The organism is Gordonia sp. IEGM753, assembly GCF_050321825.1.
Classification (GTDB): Bacteria; Pseudomonadota; Gammaproteobacteria; order Pseudomonadales; family Pseudomonadaceae; genus Aquipseudomonas.
Genome location: NZ_JBNQGB010000001.1, coordinates 1,876,445 through 1,899,573 on the forward strand (window position 1 = coordinate 1,876,445; position 23,129 = coordinate 1,899,573).

The 23,129-nt window shown below is 57.6% G+C and carries 20 protein-coding genes; 7 read left to right on the forward strand and 13 right to left on the reverse strand.

The genetic code is table 11. The features are described from left to right. Positions 1 to 15 precede the first annotated feature (15 nt). Both ACQR3R_RS08440 and ACQR3R_RS08445 read left to right on the forward strand, forming a co-directional pair. Positions 16 to 1,752 carry a dihydroxy-acid dehydratase gene (locus ACQR3R_RS08440; protein WP_428271557.1) on the forward strand — a complete coding sequence of 579 codons (1,737 nt, stop codon included), beginning with the start codon at positions 16 to 18 and terminating at the stop codon, positions 1,750 to 1,752. Positions 1,753 to 1,954: 202 nt separating this feature from the next. Next, on the forward strand, positions 1,955 to 2,674 hold the full coding sequence (locus tag ACQR3R_RS08445) for an FCD domain-containing protein (RefSeq protein WP_428271558.1): 720 nt from the start codon (positions 1,955 to 1,957) through the stop codon (positions 2,672 to 2,674). 196 nt (positions 2,675 to 2,870) lie between these two features. Here ACQR3R_RS08445 and ACQR3R_RS08450 read toward each other — a convergent pair whose 3' ends face one another. Both ACQR3R_RS08450 and ACQR3R_RS08455 read right to left on the reverse strand, forming a co-directional pair. Continuing rightward, complete coding sequence (locus ACQR3R_RS08450) at positions 2,871 to 5,255, reverse strand: MMPL family transporter (RefSeq protein ID WP_428271559.1); 2,385 nt, start codon at positions 5,253 to 5,255, stop codon at positions 2,871 to 2,873. Between the two features lie 28 nt (positions 5,256 to 5,283). Continuing rightward, positions 5,284 to 6,336, reverse strand: coding sequence for a YCF48-related protein (locus ACQR3R_RS08455; protein ID WP_428271560.1), 1,053 nt, complete (start codon positions 6,334 to 6,336; stop codon positions 5,284 to 5,286). Between the two features lie 365 nt (positions 6,337 to 6,701). On the opposite strand from ACQR3R_RS08455, the gene ACQR3R_RS08460 reads away from it, so the two are divergent. After that, complete coding sequence (locus ACQR3R_RS08460; protein ID WP_428271561.1) at positions 6,702 to 7,241, forward strand: dihydrofolate reductase family protein; 540 nt, start codon at positions 6,702 to 6,704, stop codon at positions 7,239 to 7,241. 152 nt (positions 7,242 to 7,393) lie between these two features. Here ACQR3R_RS08460 and pepN read toward each other — a convergent pair whose 3' ends face one another. From pepN to ACQR3R_RS08490, 6 genes are read right to left on the reverse strand one after another with little or no spacing between them, the layout of a single operon-like run. Further along, complete coding sequence (gene pepN, locus ACQR3R_RS08465; RefSeq protein ID WP_428271562.1) at positions 7,394 to 10,051, reverse strand: aminopeptidase N; 2,658 nt, start codon at positions 10,049 to 10,051, stop codon at positions 7,394 to 7,396. A 10-nt stretch (positions 10,052 to 10,061) separates the two neighbouring features. Further along, positions 10,062 to 10,859 (reverse strand): DUF2797 domain-containing protein, encoded by a 798-nt coding sequence (locus ACQR3R_RS08470; RefSeq protein WP_428271563.1) that lies wholly within the window; start codon positions 10,857 to 10,859, stop codon positions 10,062 to 10,064. Positions 10,860 to 10,888: 29 nt separating this feature from the next. After that, entirely contained in the window at positions 10,889 to 11,149 is a 261-nt protein-coding gene (locus ACQR3R_RS08475; RefSeq protein WP_133836178.1) for a YeaC family protein, read from the reverse strand. A gap of 31 nt (positions 11,150 to 11,180) precedes the next feature. Next, complete coding sequence (locus tag ACQR3R_RS08480; RefSeq protein WP_428271564.1) at positions 11,181 to 12,050, reverse strand: rhomboid family intramembrane serine protease; 870 nt, start codon at positions 12,048 to 12,050, stop codon at positions 11,181 to 11,183. Beyond that, positions 12,047 to 13,018: a metallophosphoesterase gene (locus ACQR3R_RS08485; protein WP_428271565.1), complete on the reverse strand. Its 972-nt coding sequence runs from the start codon at positions 13,016 to 13,018 to the stop codon at positions 12,047 to 12,049. Before ACQR3R_RS08485 ends, ACQR3R_RS08480 begins: the two co-directional genes overlap by 4 nt. Beyond that, the gene (locus ACQR3R_RS08490) at positions 13,018 to 13,908 is read right to left on the reverse strand and encodes an NAD(+) kinase (RefSeq protein WP_428271566.1); all 891 of its coding nucleotides are present in this window, start codon (positions 13,906 to 13,908) and stop codon (positions 13,018 to 13,020) included. The genes ACQR3R_RS08485 and ACQR3R_RS08490 overlap by 1 nt, the downstream gene beginning before the upstream one ends. 113 nt (positions 13,909 to 14,021) lie before the next feature. Between ACQR3R_RS08490 and ACQR3R_RS08495 the strand changes: the two genes are divergently transcribed. Next, complete coding sequence (locus tag ACQR3R_RS08495) at positions 14,022 to 14,972, forward strand: DUF1853 family protein (RefSeq protein ID WP_428271567.1); 951 nt, start codon at positions 14,022 to 14,024, stop codon at positions 14,970 to 14,972. A gap of 58 nt (positions 14,973 to 15,030) precedes the next feature. On the opposite strand, the gene ACQR3R_RS08500 is transcribed toward ACQR3R_RS08495, so the two are convergent. Next, positions 15,031 to 16,314 carry an arsenical efflux pump membrane protein ArsB gene (locus ACQR3R_RS08500; RefSeq protein WP_428271568.1) on the reverse strand — a complete coding sequence of 428 codons (1,284 nt, stop codon included), beginning with the start codon at positions 16,312 to 16,314 and terminating at the stop codon, positions 15,031 to 15,033. A gap of 69 nt (positions 16,315 to 16,383) precedes the next feature. Continuing rightward, positions 16,384 to 17,487 (reverse strand): DUF2855 family protein, encoded by a 1,104-nt coding sequence (locus tag ACQR3R_RS08505; RefSeq protein ID WP_428271570.1) that lies wholly within the window; start codon positions 17,485 to 17,487, stop codon positions 16,384 to 16,386. A 95-nt stretch (positions 17,488 to 17,582) separates the two neighbouring features. On the opposite strand from ACQR3R_RS08505, the gene ACQR3R_RS08510 reads away from it, so the two are divergent. Beyond that, complete coding sequence (locus tag ACQR3R_RS08510) at positions 17,583 to 18,203, forward strand: TetR family transcriptional regulator (protein WP_428271571.1); 621 nt, start codon at positions 17,583 to 17,585, stop codon at positions 18,201 to 18,203. 22 nt (positions 18,204 to 18,225) lie between these two features. Here the strand turns inward: ACQR3R_RS08510 and ACQR3R_RS08515 are convergent, their stop codons facing one another. Beyond that, complete coding sequence (locus ACQR3R_RS08515; RefSeq protein ID WP_428271572.1) at positions 18,226 to 18,786, reverse strand: NAD(P)H-dependent oxidoreductase; 561 nt, start codon at positions 18,784 to 18,786, stop codon at positions 18,226 to 18,228. 176 nt (positions 18,787 to 18,962) lie between these two features. Between ACQR3R_RS08515 and ACQR3R_RS08520 the strand changes: the two genes are divergently transcribed. Together ACQR3R_RS08520 and ACQR3R_RS08525 are read left to right on the forward strand one after the other, a co-directional pair. Next, positions 18,963 to 19,223: a hypothetical protein gene (locus ACQR3R_RS08520; protein ID WP_428271573.1), complete on the forward strand. Its 261-nt coding sequence runs from the start codon at positions 18,963 to 18,965 to the stop codon at positions 19,221 to 19,223. 88 nt (positions 19,224 to 19,311) lie between these two features. Next, positions 19,312 to 20,205 (forward strand): LysR substrate-binding domain-containing protein, encoded by an 894-nt coding sequence (locus ACQR3R_RS08525; protein ID WP_428271575.1) that lies wholly within the window; start codon positions 19,312 to 19,314, stop codon positions 20,203 to 20,205. On the opposite strand, the gene ACQR3R_RS08530 is transcribed toward ACQR3R_RS08525, so the two are convergent. Together ACQR3R_RS08530 and ACQR3R_RS08535 are read right to left on the reverse strand one after the other, a co-directional pair. Beyond that, positions 20,171 to 20,785, reverse strand: coding sequence for a GNAT family N-acetyltransferase (locus tag ACQR3R_RS08530; protein WP_428271576.1), 615 nt, complete (start codon positions 20,783 to 20,785; stop codon positions 20,171 to 20,173). The two genes, ACQR3R_RS08525 and ACQR3R_RS08530, sit on opposite strands and share 35 nt — an antisense overlap. A gap of 14 nt (positions 20,786 to 20,799) precedes the next feature. Further along, on the reverse strand, positions 20,800 to 23,055 hold the full coding sequence (locus ACQR3R_RS08535) for an Orn/Lys/Arg family decarboxylase (protein WP_428271577.1): 2,256 nt from the start codon (positions 23,053 to 23,055) through the stop codon (positions 20,800 to 20,802). Positions 23,056 to 23,129 lie beyond the last annotated feature (74 nt).

A 23,129-nucleotide genomic window follows, 5' to 3' on the forward strand; every position in this document is an offset into this window, starting at 1 on the left:
ATAAGAGAACCGATCATGTCTGATAAGAAACCCACCCTGCGCTCCGCCCAATGGTTTGGCACCGCCGACAAGAACGGCTTCATGTACCGCAGCTGGATGAAGAATCAGGGCATCGCCGACCACCAGTTCCATGGCAAACCAATTATCGGCATCTGCAATACCTGGTCGGAACTGACCCCGTGCAACGCGCACTTCCGCCAGATTGCGGAGCACGTTAAACGCGGGGTGATCGAGGCCGGCGGCTGGCCGGTTGAGTTCCCGGTGTTCTCCAACGGCGAATCGAACCTGCGCCCCACCGCGATGTTCACGCGAAACCTGACGAGCATGGACGTCGAAGAAGCCATTCGCGGTAACCCGATCGATGGCGTGGTGCTGTTGACCGGTTGCGACAAAACCACCCCCGCACTTTTGATGGGCGCCGCCAGTTGCGACGTGCCGGCCATCGTGGTCACCGGCGGCCCGATGCTGAACGGCAAACACAAAGGTCAGGACATCGGTTCTGGCACGGTGGTGTGGCAGCTCAGCGAGCAGGTCAAGGCTGGCACCATCACCCTCGACGATTTCCTGGCGGCCGAAGGGGGCATGTCGCGTTCGGCCGGCACCTGCAACACCATGGGCACCGCGTCGACCATGGCCTGCATGGCTGAAGCGCTCGGCACTTCCCTGCCCCACAACGCGGCGATCCCGGCCGTCGATGCGCGACGTTATGTGTTGGCGCACATGTCCGGCATGCGCGCGGTCGAGATGGTTCGTGAAGACTTGAAACTGTCTAAAATCCTCACCAAGGAAGCCTTCGAAAACGCCATCCGCGTCAACGCCGCCATCGGCGGTTCGACTAACGCCGTGATTCACTTGAAGGCTATCGCCGGGCGCATCGGTGTGGACCTGGAACTCGATGACTGGACGCGCATGGGGCGCGGCATACCGACCATCGTCGACCTGCAACCTTCCGGGCGCTTTTTGATGGAGGAGTTTTACTACGCGGGTGGGCTGCCAGCAGTGTTGCGCCGCCTGGGTGAAGCCAACCTCCTGCCGCATCCGAATGCCTTGACCGTCAATGGCAAAACCCTCGGCGAGAACACCAAGGATGCGCCGATCTACGGTCAGGACGAGGTGATCCGCACGCTCGACAATCCGATCCGTGCCGACGGCGGGATTTGCGTGCTGCGCGGCAACCTGGCGCCGCTGGGTGCGGTGCTTAAACCGTCCGCCGCCAATGCCGAGCTGATGCAGCATCGCGGTCGCGCAGTGGTGTTCGAGAATTTCGACATGTACAAGGCGCGCATCAACGACCCGGAACTGGACGTCGATGCCAACTCGATTCTGGTGATGAAAAACTGTGGGCCCAAGGGTTATCCGGGCATGGCCGAAGTGGGCAACATGGGGTTGCCGGCCAAGCTGCTGGCTCAGGGTGTAACGGACATGGTGCGCATTTCCGACGCCCGCATGAGCGGCACCGCGTATGGCACCGTGGTGTTGCACGTGGCACCGGAAGCCGCTGCGGGTGGCCCGTTGGCGACGGTCAAGGAAGGCGACTGGATTGAGTTGGACTGCGCCAATGGCCGCTTGCACCTGGATATTCCAGACGCGGAACTGGCGGCGCGAATGGCTGAACTGCAACCGCCACAACCGATGATCCTGGGTGGTTATCGTCAGCTGTACATCAACCATGTACTGCAGGCAGATCAAGGCTGTGACTTTGACTTTTTGGTCGGCTGCCGGGGGTCTGAAGTCCCACGCCATTCTCACTGACGCCATCGCTGGCAAGCCAGTCTCCTACAGATCGGTGGTGAAGCGCGGATTCATGGCGTGAACGCAGACCCGTAGGAAACCGGCTTGCCGGTGATCACGATTTCGGACATGGCGGTGTATCGAATTGGTGCTTTAGCGACCGTCCTCGTCGTGCCTGCTATCATGCGCCACATCCCCATCGCCCAGGATCGCGCCGTTTCCCATGGATTACCGTAAACCCTCCGACCGCAAAAGCATGCACTCGCGCATCGTCCAGGAACTGGGCATGCAGATCGTTTCCGGGCGCTTCAAACCGGACGACAAACTGCCCGCCGAAGCGCTGCTGTGCGAGGAATACGCGGTCAGCCGACCGGTACTGCGCGAAGCCACTCGCGTATTGGTCGCAAAGGGTCTGGTGTATTCGCGCCCACGCGTCGGCACGGTGGTCAAACAACGCCGCGAATGGCACATGCTCGACCCGGACGTCTTGCATTGGCTGATGCAGAGCAGCCCGCAAAACCAATTCTTCGACCTGTTGACCAGCGTGCGCAGCATCATCGAGCCGGCCGCCGCCGCCCTTGCAGCGCAGTTCGCAACCGACGACGACATCGCGTCCATCAGCGAAGCGTACCAGCGCATGGAAACCGCACCGACGCCGGAAGCATTGCTGCAACCGGACCTGGATTTTCACAGCCGCATCGCCGACGCAACTCACAACGACTTGTTGGCTAACTTGTGCAACATGCTGTCGGTGGCCATTGCCGAAGCGTTGAAGCATTCCAACCAAAGACCAAACCTGCATGAACTGGCGTTGCCACGGCACAAGGCGATTCTGACGGCCATCGAAAACCGTGATGCGCTTGGCGCTCGACATGCCACCCTGGTGCAGCTCGACGATGCGCGCAATGCGTTGAGTGTGGTGCTGGGCACCGATCACTCATAATCACCACAAATCCCTTAGGTTGCGTTAAGCCACGCGATGTTTGGAGCAACACGGATCCGTAGGAAACCGGCTTGCCGGTGATGAGGTTCTCACGGACGCCATCGCCGGCAGGCCAGTCTCCTATAGGGGTCTGGATGAAATTCGGGATGTAAAAAAGCCGCAACCAAGGTTGCGGCTTTTCTGTTTCAGCCAGCGGTCAGTGAGCGAACAGCGAGTTACCCTTTTGTCCGGCAAGTTTCTCCGGTTTGATCAGGAACCGCGCCAGTGCAGGCAGCAGCCACAATGCGCCGAACATGTTCCACAACAGCATGAAGGTCAGCATCAAACCCATGTCGGCCTGGAACTTGATGGCCGAGAAGATCCAGGTGCACACACCGATCGCCAGGCACAGGCCCGTGAACAGTACGGCTTTACCGGTCGACTTCAGGGTCTGGTAATACGCCTCTTGCAATGGCAAACCGGCACGCAGGAAGCTCTCAAGTCGGCTGTAGATATAGATGCCGTAATCCACACCAATCCCCACGCCCAGCGCCACAACCGGCAGCGTCGCCACTTTCACGCCGATGCCCATGAAGGCCATCAGTGCGTTGCCCAGCACCGAGGTCAGCACCAGAGGCAAGACGATGCACAACGTCGCGGCCCACGAACGGAAAGTGATCATGCACATGGTCGCAACACAGATGTAGACCAGGATCAGAATCGTCAGCTCGGATTCCTTGATCACCTCGTTGGTGGCCGCCTCGATCCCTGCGTTACCGGCAGCCAGGATGAACTCCAGGCCGTCCTTGTTGTTTTCCTTGGCAAAGTCCTGCACCGCATGAACCGCGCGGTCCAGCGTTGCGGCCTTGTGGTCGTTGAGGAAAATCAGCACCGGAGCCAGTGAGCAACTGTTGTTGTACAGCCCATCAGCCCGGGCGATGGAGTTGTTCAGCACGTCCGGGTTGCGCGACAAGGTTTCCCATTTCAGGTTGCCCTCGTTCATCCCCTTGATCATCTGCTTGGACACAGTCACCAGCGAGATCGCCGACTGCACGCCTTCGGTGTTTTGCATCTTCCACATCAGCTCGTCGATTGGCGCCATGGCTTCATAGCGCGAACAACCTTCGGGCTTGGTCTTGACCATCACCACCAACACATCAGAACTGGTGGAATAGTTGTTGATGATGAAGCTGTTGTCCTTGTTGTAACGCGAATCGGGACGCAGCTCCGGCGCGCCCTGATCGAGATCGCCGATTTTCAGGTTCTGGCTGTACCAAAGACCGCCACCAAACGCCAGCAACGCGAGAACGATGGAAACCGGAGCCACTTTTGGGCTGGCGAAATTCGACAGCAGGCGCCAGAACGGATGTTCGCGGTGCGCGTCTTTCTTGCTGCGCTCGACAGCTTTTTTACTGATACCGACGTACGAGATCGCTACTGGCAGCAGAATCAGGTTGGTGAACACAATCACCGCCACACCGATGGAGGCGCCGATGGCCAGTTCACGAATCACGCCAATGTCGATGATCAAAAGCGTAATGAAACCGACCGCGTCCGCGAGAATCGCAATCATCCCTGGCAGAAACAATTGGCGGAATGTCCGTCGTGCGGCGGTCAGTGCGTTGTCCGCTTCGCTGGACTGCAAGGCAATACCGTTGATTTTCTGTACGCCGTGGGAAATACCGATGGCGAAAATCAGGAACGGCACCAGCATCGAATAGGGGTCGAGTCCGAAGCCGAAAAAGTGCATCAACCCCAGTTGCCAGACCACCGCCACCAGCGTGGTGCTGAGTACCGCCACCGTGCTGCGCATGCAGTTGGTAAACCAGTACAACAGGATCAGGGTGATCACGAAGGCGATGCCGAAGAACATCACCACCATCACCAGCCCATCAATCAGGTCGCCCACTTTCTTGGCGAAACCGACGATGTGGATCTGGATGTTGGGGTTTTGTTTTTCAAACTTGTCGCGGATCTTTTCTTCAAGTTCATGAGAGAACTTGCGGTAGTCCAGCGCTACAAGCTTGCCTTGGTCTTGCGGGTCCGGGTAGGACTCCAACAGCGGAATATCGACAATGCTCGACTTGAAGTCGTTGGACACCAGACGCCCGACCTGACCGGACTTGAGTACGTTGTTGCGCAACAGGTCGAGGCTTTCCGGGGAGCCGTTGTAGCTCTGCGGAATCACTTCACCACCGGCAAACCCCTCCTCGGTGACCTCGGTCCAGCGCACACTTGGACTCCACAATGACTTGAGGCCGGAACGGTCGACACCGGAAATGTAGAACACCTCGTCGTTGATCTGACGCAGGGTTTCCATGTACTCCTTGGAGAAGATGTCGCCGTCGGTGGCTTCAACGGAAATGCGCACCGTGTTGCCCAGGTTCGCCAGATCGTTGCGGTGCTCCATCATCTTTTGAATGAAGGGATGCTCGAGCGGGATCATTTTCTCGAAACTGGTGGACGGGCGAATCAGCGTTGCCTGCCAGAACAGGAAAATACTGACCACCAGGCAGATGATGATGACTGCCGGGCGGTTGTTGAAGATCAGGCGTTCGAGAAACGTCGCCTTGTCTTGGTGATGGCTGCTTAGGGATGTCATAGACCCGCCTTCTTATTATGTGCCCGGCTCATTTGCCCAACTCGGCGCCCGATGGCGAAGTAGCGCGAACGCCGCCCTGTCCTGCCAGAATCAGATTGCCGTTACCTGCTGCTGTTACTGCCGAGACTGAAATACGATCCGGGCGGTTGAACACGCTGAAGGTTTCACCGTTGTCGCTGCTGCGGATCACCGAGCCGCCGTTGCCGACGATCACGATGGAGCCGTCATCGAGCAACGTGGCGCCAGACAAGCCAAATTCCAGCGCCCCGCGAGCAGCTTTTAGCTCGACAGGCTCCCACGTCGTGCCAAAGTCAGTGGAGCGAAACAGGTTGCCGCGCAATCCGTAGGCCAACAGCGTATTGGGCTGTGCGGTACCGATAACGCCGAACAACGAACCTTCATACGGACCTTCAAGTTTTTCCCACGTCTGCCCCCAATCGGAGGAGCGGAACATGCTGCCCTGCTCGCCGACAATGAACAGCCCGGCATCCTTGACTGCAGTGATTGCATTCAAGTGGTACTGGTCTTCGTTGTCGAGGCGGTCACTGACGTCTTGCCAATCTTTGCCGCCGTCGGTGGTTTCCAGCAGTGCGCCATACGCACCCACGGCAAAGCCGCTGTTGACGTCCTTGAACCAGACGTCGAGCAGCGGCGCTTCTCGTTTCAAATCTTCGAATTGCTTGGTCCAGGTGACGCCACCGTCCTCGCTGGCGAGGATCTGCGCATCATGACCGACAGCCCAACCGTGTTTGTCATCGACGAAAAACACCGAGGTCAGCAGTTGCCGGGTCGGCACTTTGGCCTGGGTCCAGGAGTTACCCTGATCATCGGAATACAGAATGTGCCCGCGGTCGCCGACCGCCACCAGGCGCTTGCCGGCGTGCACGACATCGAGCATCAGGCTTTTGCTGGCCTTGGCCGATTCAACGGCATAAACAACATCAGATGCCGGCGCCGCGGCGGCCAGCACGGGAGCCGACAACACGGCACAGCCCAACAGCGAGAGCGCTGTAGCCAGCAACGCGAATTTGCGTAATGCCGGCGGGCGGCAGATACCCACACCCATGACAGGCTCACTCATAGACCTTCCCCCATTATTATTGTTAGGTCGTTCAACCTTTCAGGGCGCCGTAAGGGTGTTCATCTTGATAGGCTGTTCTGGAGCATAGTCCTGAAATGCGCAATCTAGAGCCCCTTCGGAAGCTGGCTTATCCTATCGGGGTTTGGAAAGGTCTGACAATCGACGCCACGTTATCTTTTGTTAACTGGCGGGATAAGGGCTGGAGGTGAATGAGGAGGTATTCGGAGGAGTGATCGTGGGGGCTTGTGAGTACAGGTTCCATTGTATGAAATGTGCAGGAGCTGCGTACGAACGCCACTTTCCAAAGGAACTTTTTATTTACATTTTAGGGGCATTTGCCGCCTGAATGATGACAAGGAAAAGACATGTCGATGCTGGTCTATTACGTAGCCGCAACACTGGATGGTTATATTGCCACTCAACAACACAAACTGGATTGGCTGGAGAACTTTGCGCTAGGGGATGACGCAACGGCCTATGATGATTTTTATCAGACGGTCGGAGCAGTGATCATGGGGTCGCAGACCTATGAATGGATCATGTCGAACGCTCCCGATGAATGGCCCTACCGGGACGTACCCGCCTTTGTCATGAGCAACCGGAATCTGTCAGCCTCTGCCAATTTGGATATCACCTTCTTACGCGGCGATGCCGGGGCCGTCGCGGCCCGCGCCAGACAAGCGGCGAAGGGCAAGAATGTCTGGCTGGTCGGTGGCGGCAAAACGGCAGCCTGTTTTGCTGACGCAGGGGAATTGCAGCAATTATTCATCACTACAATTCCGATCTTTCTCGGCAGCGGCGTTCCCGTACTGCCCGTTGACCGCGCGCTTGAAGGCATTCTCAGAGAGCAACGAACGCTGCAGAGCGGCGCCATGGAATGCGTCTTGGACGTGAAAGCGGACTAACAACATCCGCAAGACGACCGCGTATCGAAACTCGCAACGTCGTATGATTTTTCTGTGATCTATAAATGCGGCGAGCCGCCAGTCTTCGCGCTACAGCGCGGCGCCGAAGACGTGGCGGCCCCTCCTACAGGTTCCTGCAATGTTCCAGGCCGTCAGGCCAGGCTTTTACTGACCACTTCGAACACATCGCTCGATAGCTGACCCGAAGCCCGAATCCGCTCCAGTTCACCTTTCATCAACGCCTGACGAGCGTCGTCGTATTTGCGCCAGCGAGTCAGCGGTGCCAGTTGGCGGGATGCAATCTGCGGGTTAAACCCGTTCAACTCAATCACCAAATCCGCCAGGAAGCGATACCCCGAACCGTCCGCCGCATGGAAATTGACCAGATTCTGCCCGGCAAACGCACCGACCAGTGCTCGCACCTTGTTCGGGTTCTTCATGTTGAACGCCGGGTGCTGCATCAGCTGACGAACCCGCTCCAGACCGCCCGGCAATGTGCTGCCGGCCTGAACGCTGAACCACTGATCCATGACCAGCGGGTTGTCTTTGAAGTGCTCGGCAAAACTGGCCAGCGCCTTGGCTTTCTCTTCGTCGAACGGTGAATTGACCAACACCGCCAAGGCCGTCAGGCGCTCGGTCATGTTGTCGCTGGACTCGAACTGTTCAAGCGTTGCCGCCAACACCTCAGCCTTGCCGCTCAACATCAAGTACGACAGCGCAATGTTCTGCAACGCACGGCGAGCGAAATGCTCGGCTTCGGCCACATACGGTGTCTTTTTCGACAGGTCGCGATTGGCCTGGTAACGCAGCCACAGCGGTTCGAAAAGGTGCTCCGCCAGTTGCTCGCGAGCAAACTCGCGGGCGATGTGGATGGCGTCAACGTCAGCCACTTCGCTGATTTCGGTCAGATACGCTTCACCCGGCAGCGAAAGCATTTCCGCGACCATGGCCTGATCCAGCGTCTCGTCGGTCAGCACCGAATGCAGGGCGGTGATCAGACGTTGATCCAGCACCAACTTCTCACCATTCTGGTGATCGGTGATCAGCTCTTGCAGCACTTGAACCGACAGTTGCTGGCCGGCATCCCAACGATTGAAACCGTCAGTGTCGTGCTGCATGAGGAACATCAATTGGTCGCGGCTGTACGGGAAGCTCAGTTTCACTGGCGCCGAGAAGCCACGCAGCAATGAAGGCAGCGGCTGTTCCACAACGTCAACGAAAGTGAAGGTCTGTTCGGCTTCGGTCACCGAAATCACCCGCGAAGTGCCCTGCGCGTTGGCTTCACCTTGCAGGCGCAGGGCAATTTCACCGCCCTTGCTGTCGAGCAGGCCCAGCTCGACCGGGATCACGAACGGCAGTTTTTCAACCTTGTCCGGGGTGGCCGGGCAGCTCTGGCGGAAGGTCAGGCTGTAGGTTTTCGCAGCCGCGTCGTAAGACTCGCTCACCGCAAGGCGTGGCGTACCGGCCTGGCTGTACCAGCGCTTGAATTGAGTCAGGTCGACACCGTTGGCGTCTTCCATGGCTTTGATGAAGTCATCGCAGGTCACCGCTTGGCCGTCATGGCGATCGAAATACAGATCGCTGCCTTTGCGGAAGCCTTCGGCGCCGAGCAAAGTGTGGATCATGCCGACCACTTCCGAACCCTTCTCATACACGGTGAGGGTGTAGAAGTTGGAGATCTCGATGAAGCTGTCCGGCCGCACGGCGTGCGCCATGGGACCTGCATCTTCGGCAAACTGATGGGTGCGCAGGTACGCCACGTCCTGGATGCGTTTGACCGTGGCCGAATTCATGTCGGCCGAGAAGCCAGAATCGCGGAACACCGTGAAACCTTCTTTCAGCGACAGTTGAAACCAGTCGCGGCAGGTCACGCGGTTGCCCGACCAGTTGTGGAAGTATTCGTGGGCAACGATGGCTTCAACACGTTGATGCGCGGCGTCGGTCGCAGTTTCGGCGCGGGCCAGTACGGCGCTGGAGTTGAAGATGTTGAGGCCTTTGTTCTCCATCGCGCCCATGTTGAAGTCGTTGACGGCGACGATCATGAAGATGTCCAGGTCGTACTCGCGACCGTACACCTCTTCGTCCCAGCGCATCGACTTCTTCAAGCTGTTCATGGCGTGCTGGCACTTATCGATGTTTTCTGGCTCGACGTAGATACGCAACGCAACCGAACGTTTGGTCATGGTGGTGAAGGTGTCTTCGACGCACCACAAATCACCGGCCACCAGTGCAAACAGGTACGCCGGTTTCTTGAACGGGTCTTCCCAGGTTGCCCAGTGCCGACCGTCTTCACCCGGCCCCGAGGCAATCGGGTTGCCATTGGAAAGCAACACCGGGTAGCTGTGCTGTTCGGCAACAACGGTGGTGGTGAACGTGCTCATCACGTCCGGGCGGTCGAGGTAATAGGTAATCTTGCGGAAGCCTTCGGCCTCGCACTGCGTGCAAAACATGCCGCTGGATTTGTACAAACCTTCCAGCGCAGTGTTGGTTTCGGGATGGATCTTGACGCTGGTGTCGACCGTGAACGTGGCGCTTTTCGGGTGCAGCGTCAGGTGACTTTCGCTTAACTGATAATCGTCGGCGCTCAACTCGCTGTCCGCCAGGTTGACCGACAGCAGTTCAAGTTGCTGACCATCCAGCACCAGCGGCGGCAAACCCGGGCCACGCGCAGGGTTGCGACGCATCACCAGTTGCGCATGAACCAGGCTGTGGTCCTCGAACAACTCGAAGGTCAGGTGCGTCTCGTCAATCAGGTATTCGGGTGCCTGATAGTCCTTCAGGTAGATCATCTTCGGTTGTTCGGTGCGCATGCTGAAGTCCTTACTGATGCACGGCGAGCTGATAGGCCGTGTATTTGCGAATATTGATCACGCCGGTGTCGAAGATCAGGTATTGGCCTTTGATCCCCAACAACGTGCCCTCGGCAATCGGGTTCTTGTCCAGGTTGAAGCTTGTGATCTTGGCCGGGTATTGCTCGACCGGAAAACTGATTTCCAAGGGCTCGACGTCGGCAATGGTCTGGATCGCCTGCAGGCCAAAACGTTCCTGCAAACCTTGCAGCCCTTCGGCGCAGCTCTCGAACAACTGATCGCGAACAGCCGCCAGGTCCACCGAAACCGCTTCGCCTTTGAGTAAAGCACGCCAATTGGTCTTGTCGGCTACCTGGCTGCGAAACAAATCTTCGACGAAACCGGACTGCTGGCGAGTTGAAACACGCATGATCGGCAAGGCTTGGCGCGCGCCTTGGTCAATCCAGCGCGTAGGCAGTTGAGTAGCCCGCGTAATGCCGACCTTCACCCCCGATGAGTTGGACAAATACACAACATGATCGGTCATGCAGAACTTCTCGCCCCACTCCGGCTCCCGACAGGTGCCAGCGTCGTAGTGGCAACGCTCGGGGCTCATGATGCACAGGTCGCACTGCGCCAATTTGGTCATGCACGGGTAGCAATAACCCTGGCTGAAACTGGTTTTGGTCTTGCGCCCACAATGGGAGCAATGAATCGCCCCCAGGTATTCAAGGCGTATAAAACTGCCGATCAACGGATTGACCGGCACCTCGACATCGTCCAGGCGAAAAGCGTATTGCACGTTAGGCCCGTCGAGACGCGCCGACATTTTGCTGATTGCACCGCGGCCAATCTCAATCAATGGATGGCATCCGACTTGAACAGAATGTTAGGCACACTGATTGATTTCGAACTGCATTCCTGCGGCCCCATGTAACCGGTGCGCTCTTCTTCGGGCAGGTTCTGGATTTCCCAGGCGATCATCGCCTGCAAAGACAACTCGCGTTGTTCTGCGGTGAGTTTGCCGCCGTCGGACCATTTGCCGATTTCCACCGCCAATTTCAGGCTCTGGTAGATATCGGGCGTAATGTTTTTGATCATTTCGTTAAAAGAGGACATCAAGGTCTCCGCGCTCTTCATTCATAACTGTTTAGACGGCCAGTTTACGGCGATTGTACAAACCGCCCAACAAACCGGTGAAGCATCCGATGAGCAGCCCGCCGACGTGGGCCGCGTTGGCAATTTCGCCGAAGCCGATCATCGAGACCAGTCCGGACAGGCACAACACCAGCCACACCAACATCATCACCAGCACCCCGCGCGGCAAGCGATAAGCCGGGTTGGGTGACAAAAGCTGGAATATCCAGCAGTGCCCGAGCAGGCCATACAGCACGCCCGACAAGCCGCCGAACAGGGTCGGACCGCCGAAATAGTACTGGGCGTAATTCGACACCAGGCTGAACAGCAACGTCAGGCCAATCAGGTTGATGCTGCCTTGACGCGATTCGATGCGTCGGCCCAGTTCCCAGTACCACATGCCGTTCATAGCCAGGTGCAGGATGCCGAAGTGGATCAGCATCGGCGTCACCAGACGCCACCACTGCCCTGCCCCGAGGCTGTCGGCCAACGGCGTGAAATGGATGTAGTCGCCGACCACTCGGAAGTCGAGGAACGTCAGCCAGCGCATTGTTTGCAGGTTTTCACCCAGCAGCGTCACTGCACCGACGATCATGCACAACAACAGCACCAGCGCAGTGGCTTTGGCATATCGCAGTTGCTCGACAATACCGGGACGGCGCTGGGTTTTCGGCACAGGAATATCGAGTTGCTGATCCGGGTCGCCGTGCGGAAAACGCGCATACAACGTGCGCACATCCTCGCTGATACTGGCCGGCACCCAGAGCACCTGTTCGCCTACCTCTTCGCTGACCCGATGCGGCACTTGCATGCGCTGCAGCAACTTGACGAACTCGCTCAAATCCACCGCCAACGGCAAGCGCAATACCTCGATATCCTTCATCGCAATGCCTCCGGCCGCTCGACATCGACCCACACAAATTTATGTGGATCGAGACGGGTTTCCTGATCCAGACGGTAAGCAACCAGTTTGCCGTACAGCACCGCGCTGTAATCCAGGCACGCCAGGTTCGGCCTGATCGGCGCCGGTTTACCGCTGCGCCAATAGTGGCCGACAAACAATAAAGGTTCGTCGGCGCCGTAACGCAACAGGGTGTTTTTTTCGGTCGACGACAGCGGCGTCAGGGCCACCGGTTCGGGCAACGCATCAGGTTGGAACACAATGTCTCCGTAGGTTTGCGGGTCGTCTTCCCAGAATTTGGTACGAAAGAACGAGCGCGTCAGGCCATCGCCGCTGGTCATGGTCAACCCATCGGGCAAGCGCATGTCGGTACCACGCAGCAACCGGTCAAACACCGTGCAGGCGAAGCTGCCAGGCACCGCCGAGGCTTGTAGAAAATGCTCATCGATGCAGCCATCCGGGAACTGCGCTCGCAGCGGTTCGATCAATCCGGCGTCCCAGCAGGCATGCACCACACGAAAGCGCGCGGCATCGACAAACAGCGGCAATTCATAAAACCATTGCTGGAAGTCGTGCCAATCCGCGGGGTGATGTTCGAACTGGCTCAGGGTTTCCCCCAGCAACCTTGCATGGCGCGGCGTGTGTTCACGCACAAACTGCTTGCCACTGCCGGGCGGTGCCGGAGTGCTCCAGCCGAGCGCGTTGAATTCATGGTTGCCCATGATGCACAAGGCCTGACCCGCATCGACCATGTCATGCACGATGTGCAACGCCTCGCGAATACGCGGGCCACGGTCGATGATGTCACCGACAAACACCGCCATGCGCGATGGGTGCCGCCAGACACCAGCGTGTTTGTGATAACCGAGTCGGTCGAGCAAGTGCTCAAGGGTCAGAGCGCAACCGTGCACGTCACCGATCAGATCGTAACTACGCGCGGGATCGAGCATCAATCGCCTCCACTACCCAAGCGGCTGCCCCAGCCGAGCTTGGTGCGGCACACTTCGTAATAGTTGTGGTCCAGCGGATGAATCAAGCGCAGCTTTTGCGCCTTTTTGCTGACGGTGATCGTGTCGCCGGGCGCGCAGGTGAAATGGTTTTGCCCGTCGCAAGAGACTTGCGGGTAAATCTGCATGTCTTTGGACACCACGATTTTCAGCTCACTGTTGCCATCGACCACAATTGGCCTGCTAGACAACATATGGGGGTACATCGGCACGATCACAATGGCATCCAGCTTGGGGTGCATGATCGGGCCGCCCGCCGACAGCGCGTAGGCTGTCGAGCCGGTGGGCGTGGCGACGATCAGACCGTCGGCCTTTTGGCTGCAGACAAACTGACCGTCGATATACAGCTCGAACTCGATCATTCGCGTCGACTTGCCGGGGTGCAGCACCACGTCGTTAAGCGCATCACCCTGGCCAATCGCCTCGCCGTGGCGGCGCACTTCGGCCTGCAACAAGAAGCGGTTTTCGACCAGGTAATGGCCGTCGAGGACCTTGGCCACTTCGACTTCCAACTCGTCCGGGCGTATATCCGTCAGGAAACCGAGGCTGCCCCGGTTGATGCCCAGTACCGGAATATTATGCCGTGCCAGCGCCCGTGCGGCGCCGAGCAGGCTACCGTCACCACCGACCACAATCACCATGTCACACACTTCGCCGAGCATCTTGCGGGACGATGTTTGCAGGCCATGACCGGGCAGCACTTCAGCGATGGTGTCTTCGAGGATCACGTGCAGGTGACGATCCAGCAAAAAGCGTTTCAGTCGGCGGACGGTATCCAGCACCTGCGAACTGCCCAGGCGACCGATGATGCCGATATTACGAAATTGCTCCATGGTGTCCCTACAGTCTGCGACGGCGAAAAGCACGATTATGGGCGAAAGCGCGCGATAGAACAAAATCCTTTCAGCTGCAAAGGTCCACTCATGTTTAGGGCTATGCTCGCAAGATGATCCTATTTCCCGATTTGCTTCAGTTACCCCATCAGTTGCGCCACCCGGAGGTGCGCGACCTGGCCTGGGTCATCCTCGCGCCGCCAATGCTTGGGGTGACGCCGTGGCCGCAACGCCATCCGTTGGCCGGCAGTGACTGGGTACAGGCGCCGGAACGCCTGGAGCTATGGCTGCGCCAACTCGATCGCGACAGTTATGATTTGCTGCATTGGTTGGCACAGGCCCGAACAAGACGCTTGGGGCTTTATTACGAGCGACTGTGGCAATACGCCGTACGCCATGCACCGGGTATCGACTTGATCGCGGCCAACCTGCCGATTCGCCGCGAGGGCCACACACTGGGTGAGCTGGACATGCTGCTGCGCGACCGCGAAGGCGTGCATCACCTGGAGTTGGCGATCAAGCTGTACCTGGGGCCGCAGGATGGCAACGGGCATGACACCGCGCAATGGCTGGGGCCAGGTTGTCATGATCGACTGGATCGAAAACTGGCGCACCTGACGCAGCATCAATTGCCGATTTCGGCACGTATCGAAAGCCGTGAAGTGTTGGCCGCACTCGACATCCAGCAGTTCAGCGCGCACTTGTGGCTGGGTGGCTATCTGCTGTATCCATGGCCCGGGCATGCCGATTCCCCCAGCGGCGCCCATCCGCAACATTTGCGCGGCAGTTGGCTGCATCAGAAAGACTGGGCGCAGTTTGTGCTGCAACGACCGTTTGGTCGATGGCAGCCGCTGCCCCGTCATGCATGGCTGGCCCCGGCGCACTACCCCGCCGAACAGACCTGGAATGCCCAACAGTTGGCGGCATGGATCGATGCACTCGAACCGCTGGCGCCTGCACAATTGCTGGTGCGGCTGGTCGAGAACGGAGATGGCGACTGGGAGGAAGCAGAGCGCTTGTTTCTGGTGGCCGATCTTTGGCCGAATGTACCGGGCAACGGCTGAGTCTGGCGGTATGGATCAACCACAGAAAGCCAACCTGTTCGCGACAGGCCCACCCGATTCAGATGGACAACCGCACCACCAGCGCCGCCAACGTGACCAACAACACGGGCACCGTCAATACAATCCCGACCTTGAAATAGTAGCCCCAACCGATCCTGATGTTCTTGCGCTCCAGCACGTGCAACCACAGCAAGGTCGCCAAACTGCCAATCGGCGTGATCTTCGGCCCCAGGTCGCTACCGATGACGTTGGCGTAGATCATCGCTTCCTTCACCACACCCGACGCCTGGCTTGCATCGATGGACAGCAAACCAATCAGCACGGTCGGCAAATTATTCATGACCGATGACAGCAACGCCGTCAGCACGCCCGTGCCCATCGCTGCGCCCCAGATACCGTAATGTGCGAACCCGTCCAGCCAGCCCGCCAGATAATCGGTGAGCCCAGCATTGCGCAAGCCATACACCACCAGGTACATGCCCAGCGAGAAAATCACGATGTGCCACGGGGCCTCTTTCATCACTTTTCGCGTGGATATCTTGTGGCCACGCGCGGCGATACCCAGTAGCAATGCCGCACACACCGCAGAGATAGCACTGATCGGAATACCTAGCGGCTCCAGGGCAAAGCAACCCACCAGCAGAATCACCAACACGACCCAGCCGGCGTAAAAAGTCGCCTTGTCATGAATGGCGGTGGCCGGATGCGCAAGCTGTTGCGGGTCGTAATCCTGTGGAATGTCGCGACGAAAAAACCACATCAATACCGCAAGCGTTGCGGCAACGCTCACCAGGTTCACCGGAATCATCACCGCCGCGTAGCGGTTGAAGCTGATATGGAAGAAATCGGCCGAAACGATGTTCACCAGGTTCGAGACCACCAAGGGCAGGCTCGCGGTGTCGGCAATAAAGCCTGCGCCCATGACAAATGCGAGCGTTGCCGTCGGCGAGAAGCGCAATGCCAGCAACATCGAAATGACGATGGGCGTCAGGATCAGTGCCGCACCGTCGTTGGCAAACAACGCCGAGACCAACGCCCCAAGCAACACCATATAAGCAAACAGCTTGCGCCCGCTGCCACGGCCCCACCGTGCTACGTGCAAAGCTGCCCAAGCAAAAAAACCTGCCTCGTCCAACAACAGGCTGATGATGATCAGCGCGATGAAAGTGCCGGTGGCGTTCCAGATGATTTGCCACACGACGGCAATGTCAGCCAGTTGCACCGCGCCAAAAATCAGCGCCAGAACAGCGCCGAGTACAGCGCTCCAGCCGACGTTAAGCCCTTTGGGTTGCCAGATCACCAGCGTAATCGTCAGCAGGAAAATCAGTGACGCTGTGATCATTTCAGATGCCGCAAGAAAATAAGGGCGACCAACATAACGCAGATTCGCCCATGCTTGCAGCCGCTGATGTCATAAACGAATCACATGCCCTTCCACGGGTGCGACTTGCCCATGAAACAGTCGAGAAATCACGCTCTGCGCCGGCTCATAACCTGTACTTTCGACCACTTCAAGCAATGGGTTTTCAACCGCTGTCACGTAACGGTAAAAGCGCAGCATGCGCTCTCCGATATGCTGGCTGACGCCTTCCGGACCCCAATCTGCATTGCGTTTACGGATCTGGATCGGGGCAAAGAAAAACACCGGTTGTGGACCTTCGATAGCGGTCAGCCGAGCTTCGTCAGTGCTTTGCGCCGATCCGGCAAAACAGCTGTACACCATCTGCCCGGCAAAATGCTGATGCACCCGATCACGCAAATCCAGATCGCCGGAAAAATCCACGTACAACGTCGGCCGATCCGCCGGCACGCTGGCCAACTGCGCGTAGGAAATCGTCCGTTCATAGCAACCAAGTTTTTCGACAAACGCCTTGTTGTTCGCCGAGGTCAGCGCCACCCGTTGTATCTCTGGATGATCGGCCAGGCAGACTGCCGTGCCATACGCGGTTTTGCTCGAAGCGCTGGAGAACACCAGCCGAGTCGCACCGAAAAACTGATGATCCTGAAGAAAATCCGCAAGCATCGATGACGTTAAAAACAGCGGCTTGAGTAGAATTTGCAGGTTCTCGGCTTCAGGGCTGTAGTACGAATCCCAACTGCAACGGGTGTACTGGTTGTAAGCCGACGTCAACGCTTGCCGATGCTCTGCCGCATCGTAAAAACCTCGTTCGCTCACCCGCTCTGGGCGCATCCACACATGGCTGGCAATCGGAAAATAACCATAAAAGCGCTCACCCACGGAAACACCCGCAACATCAGAAGCCACCACATCAGCGAAACCCCACGCGGGGATGTGGCCCCACTCCTCTAGCCCTGTAGGAAAAAAACCCCAGTAGTTCATCGAATCGCCATAGGCTGCGTAGGTAATATTGTTGGTGGTCAACGCGCATCGATCGACCTTTAAAATCACCTCTCCGGCGCCGGGAACGGCATCGCGCTGCGCGTGTTCTACCCGACTTTGATCCAGGGCGTTTTTGCGGGTAAGCAGCCGTGTTACGGTAATTGGGCTTTTCATCTTCCAGACTCCAGCTGCGCATTGAGTGGCGGGTCGCACCAGAGTAATAAAAACCAATGAAGCGTGGGTTCGGAAACGAAAAGGACGGTATATCCGTGCTCAATCCTCGCGCCAAGCCCCTGAAACGGCCTCGTCAGGCACGAGCGATTTTTACCGTAGAGGCGATTTACGAGGCATTTGTTCGGATTTGGCAGCGTGACGGCTGGTCGGCACTGACCACTCGTGCAGTGGCATTGGAGGCCGGGGTTGCTGTAGGCACGCTGTACGAATATTTCCCGAGCAAGGAGGCTTTGCTGTCCGGCTACATTCGCCATTGCCTTGAAGCGCTGTTGGTGAACCTGGATGAACAGGTTGTGCAGGCGCACCCATTGCATTGGTCAGTGCGCATCAAACGCCTGATCCGCCTGACATGCGACCCAAACGATGCGTTGCAGCCACTGTTCAATGGCGAAGTAATGGCGATTGAACACCTGATAGCCGAACCCAAACATCACCACAGGGCCTTTCAGGAACTGTCGAAAAAGTGGCACCAGGCCTTCGCGGCCTGCACCGACCTGCCGCTACCACCCTCCGCCACCAGCATCGATGCCTGGGTGATAATGGCCTGGGGCGGTCGTCGTTATTGCGTCACCGCTCAACCTTCGCCAGAGCAAACCGCTGCCTGGCTATCGGAAATGGAAACCATGATCTGTAGTCGGTTACTCGGCGCCACGTAAGCCGTGGCGCAAGGCAAACCCATCAGACCTTCTTGTGTTGCTCAACAAACTGCGCATAGGCATTGATGAAGCTTTGCAGAAACGGTTTTACCGACTCTGACAATTTGCCGGCCTCATCAAACGCTGTACCGGCCCCTCCCAGGTAAGCTTCAGGCTGCTGCATGCAAGGCACGTTGAGAAATACCATGGACTGACGCAGGTGATGGTTGGCACCAAAGCCGCCGATGGCGCCCGGCGAAACGCTGATCACCGCACCAGGCTTTGCGCTCCAGGCACTTTTGCCATAAGGACGGGACCCGACGTCGATGGCATTCTTCAAAGGGGCCGGCACGGAACGGTTGTATTCCGGCGTCACAAACAGCAACGCGTCGGATGAACTCACTTGTTGCCGGAAAGTGCTGTAGGCTGCCGGCGGTGAAGCACCGTCGATGTCTTCGTTGTAGAGCGGCAAATCGCCGATTTCGACGATATTCAGCTTGAGATTGGCCGGTGCCAGCTCGGCCAGGGCCAGAGCAACCTTGCGGTTGATCGATTCCTTTCTCAAGCTGCCGACGATTACGGCGACCGTATGGACGTTGCTCATGGAGGATTCTCGACTGTTCAGCGGAAAGAACTTGTAGTTATAGATGACGATTCAAGCAGTGGGCGACTTAAAATTTACGCTCCTGACTATTTTTTTCTTGTAGGAAAACTTACTTCGCTTAACCACGGTCTACAGAACCGCAAATTGAGTGATTTATCTCCAGAGGTTCTAAGCAGATGGCAGCAGTACTCGTCGGTCAGTTCCATGCAAGAGACGCGGAAGGCCGTGTTTATTCCGTGCATGAGTTCCAGGAATCCACCCCGTCGGCAGACGGTCTCACCGGCTCCGTGCCTGTTACCACCTACAAATTGGCCATTGGCGACCGCGTGAAGAAACTCGACGACAATCAGTTTCTGCTGATTCAATCGGACGTCACCATTGTTCGCGAGCCTGACACTTATGTCGGCAGCAAGCCGGAAACAACCATTGCCTCATAACCACGCGTTATGAGCAGAAGTCATATGCGCGCACTTGAGTTAGGATTCAGTCACTGACTCCCTCACCTGCTGAACATGGACTTCACGCATGCGTTTACGTCATATCGAAGTGATCCAGGCGCTGTTGCAGACCGGTCACCTCGGCACCGCCGCCGAATGGCTGCAGTTGCCGGTGGCCGACGTCGAAAACATTCTGCGCGATGCCGAGGATCAATTGGGTTTCATGCTGTTTGCAAGCGTGCGCGGACGCTTGCAGGCGACGCGCGAGGCGCGCCAGTTACAAGTCGAAATTGCCCACATCTATGAAGCGCTTGAGCCAGCCCTGCGCCTGGCCAGCAGCCTGAAACACTATCATGCGCCGCCTCTGAAAATCATTTGTACGCCGCCGCTGGCACAACAGTTGTTGCCACAAAGCCTTGCCGTCCTGCGTCGACGCTTCCCTGATGCACCTTGCACACTCAATGGCCAACCCACGCGCGAAATCGTCAGAAGCCTGCTGTTACGCGAAAGCGAGCTGGGATTCAGCCTGCACGATCCCGATCACGCCGACATTGATTGCCAGGTGATTGCCCAAGGGAAACTGCAATTGTTGGCGCCCCATGGCTGGCTACAACCGAAACAGAAGTACATCGCGCTGCAAGATCTGGCCGGACAGTCCATTGTGGGCCTTGAAGGTCACGACCCGTTAAATCCGGCTCTGGACAATAAACTGCACGCCTTGCGTCCCGCCCCGGTTATTCATACCCGCGTGCAAACTCACCAAATGATGCGCAGCATGGTCGAAGCAGGTGAAGGCCTGGCGATCGTCGATCCGTTTACCGCACTCGGCGCCAAATCGGCCGGGCTGGATGCATGCCCGCTGGCCCCTGCGGTACCGATCAGCCTCTACGCGTTAAGCCTGAAAAATGCCGAGCACAACCCGGCGAGCCATGCATTACTGGAAATCGTCACGGAACAAGCCTTGGCGATGCTGGCGAGCTGAACGGGGTTTCGAGAGGGTTATCGAACAGTCGATACCAAAACAGCGCCACTTCGGCGGTATTCGGGTCGATGCCGCGATAACGCAGGTAATCGATCCCGCCAACCGAATAACCGCAACGCTCATAGAGCCTGCAGGCCCCCGGGTTGTTGTTTTGAGTTTCGAGCATGATGCCCGGGAGTTTTTTCTTGCGGCTCCAGAACTGAGCCACATCCAGTAAAGCCTTGGCCACTCCATGCCGACGTGCTGGCACGTGCACCGCCAACTCATCAATGTGAGCGAAACCATTCCAGTTGGTGCTGACGACTATATGGCCAACGGGTTCGTCGTTCAGGTAGGCCATGAAAATCGCACTGTCTGGCGCATCGCGGAAACTGCTGAATTCTTCCGGATCGATGCCATAGCATTTGCGGTAAGGCGTGATGCGCGTCACCGGCCATTGTTCGACGGGTGCGCCTATTTCGGCCGATAAATACGCCGCGACTTCAAAACTGAAATCACTGCCCCAGATGTAAGCGGGGAAACCATCGTCGGCAACACGTACCGAGAGCCCTGGGTATTTCGGATTAGTGACCGGTTGCATACTGGGAAAAGTCCTCACGCCTTGATGCAATCGACGGTGTAATGCCGCCCATTGCCCTCATCATCATGTTGCAAGCCATGCACATCGGCGACAAACCCCGGAAAGCTGCTATCGAAAGTTCGGGCAAACGCCAGATAATCGATGATGGAGCGCGTTGCATCGGTAAAGCGCTCGCCGGGCATGATCAAAGGAATCCCCGGTGGATAAGGCACCAACATCACGGCGGCAATACGTCCTTGCAGGGCATCGATGGAAACCGCCTCCACTTCGCCGCGCACCAACTGATCATAGGCGTCAGACGGCTTCATGGCGATTTCCGGCAGCACGGTATACATGCGTTTGAGGTGCTTGGCCGTCGCGTTGCTGCGATAACAGGCGTGCAATTGATCGCACAAATCCCTGAGCCCGAGCCCCTTGTAACGTGCGATGTCCTGTTGCGCCACGCAAGGCAAACACGTCGCCAGACTGATGTTGGCATCGTAGCTGCGCTTGAACTCCAGTAACTCGGTGAGCAATGTGCTCCATTTACCTTTGGTAATGCCCATCGAGAACAGCACCAGAAACGAATACAGCCCGGTTTTTTCGACCACCAGGCCGCGCTCCCACAGAAACTTGCTGACCACCGCAGCCGGAATGCCACGATCGCTGAGGGCGCCGCCTGCAGTGAGCCCCGGCATTACCAGCGTTACTTTGATCGGGTCAAGCAGCACATAATCTTCAGTTACTTCGCCAAAGCCATGCCAGTCAGCATCCGGCTGCAACAGCCAGTCGCCGGTGACCACTCGCTCGATGCCCGTCACCGACGGCGGTTGCCAAATGGAGAACCACCAGTCCTCAGGCGCAATGTGCTGACGTAAATTGGCCAGCGCGCGACGAAAACTCAAAGCCTCGTCGAACATTTCCTGCAGCAGCGAGCGCCCTGCCGGCCCCTCCATCATGGCTGATGCCACGTCCAGCGAGGCGATGATGCTGTATTGCGGCGAAGTGGAGATATGCATCATGAATGCTTCGTTGAAACGATCACGGTCCAGTTGTCGCGCGCCGCCGTCCTGCACATGAATCATTGATGCCTGGCTGAAGGCAGCCAACAATTTGTGAGTGGAATGGGTGGTGAACACCAGAGGGCTGTCTTCGCTACGCGAGGTGCCCATGCCATAGCGCCCGGCGAAAAACTCGTGGAACGCTGCATAGGCGTACCAGGCTTCATCAAAGTGCAACACCTCGACACTGTTGCCCAGCGTCTGCTTGATCAGCTCAGCGTTGTAACAGAGGCCGTCGTAAGTCGAGTTGGTGACCACGGCAAGCTTGACCACAGGTGCGCGACCCTTGGTCAGCGGGCTGGCGTTGATCTTGGCCTGAATGGATTCGCGACTGAACTCACTCAGCGGAATGGGGCCGATAATCCCCAATTCGTTACGCTCCGGGCACAGGTACAACGGAATGGCACCGGTCATGATGATCGAGTGCAACACCGATTTGTGGCAGTTGCGGTCTACCAGCACCAGGTCATCGCGGGCGACCATCGAGTGCCAGACAATCTTGTTGGCGGTCGAGGTACCGTTGATGACAAAAAAGGTGTGATCGGCCCCGAAGTTTCGGGCGGCGCGGGCCTCCGCTTCCTCCAGCGGACCGGTGTGATCCAGCAACGAGCCAAGTTCGGGTACCGATACCGACAAATCCGAGCGCAGGGTGTTTTCGCCAAAGAACTGATGAAACGCCTGTCCCACCGGACTTTTGTGATAGGCCACACCGCCGCCATGACCTGGCGTGTGCCACGAGTAATTAGAATCGGCGGTGTGTTGCACAAGGGCTTTGAAGAACGGCGGCAGTAAACCATCCAGGTACTTGCGGGCGGCCCGCGCAACCTGCCGGGCAAGGAACGGCACAGTGTCTTCGAACAGGTACAAAATGCCGCGTAACTGATTAAGTTCGGCCATGGCGTCGGCCGGAGCATTTTCCAGCGTGACCTGCTCACCCAGCGCAAAGATTGGCAGGTCTGGCGCACGAACCCGCGCCAGCCCGATGAGTTCGGCCATGTTCTGGAGCAAATGGGAGTGAGCGCTGGCATCTTCGGAGGCAATCAACATGCAGGAAAGGCCGTGATGCGTCGAGGCGACCAGTCGACCTTCGGTGTAGTCCACCGCTGAAACAATGCTGAAGCCTTCTTGCTCCAACTCACGGGCGATGCCGCGCACGCGATCACCGGCCACCGTGTCGGCCTTGATGTCTCGATGGACAATCAACACCGGGAATTTCAAATCTTTATACATGGGACTCAGAATCCTGAGGCGGCGCACCAAAGTGCGCCAATAACCTCAGGGTAGAGGGTTGTAACGGATGTGGC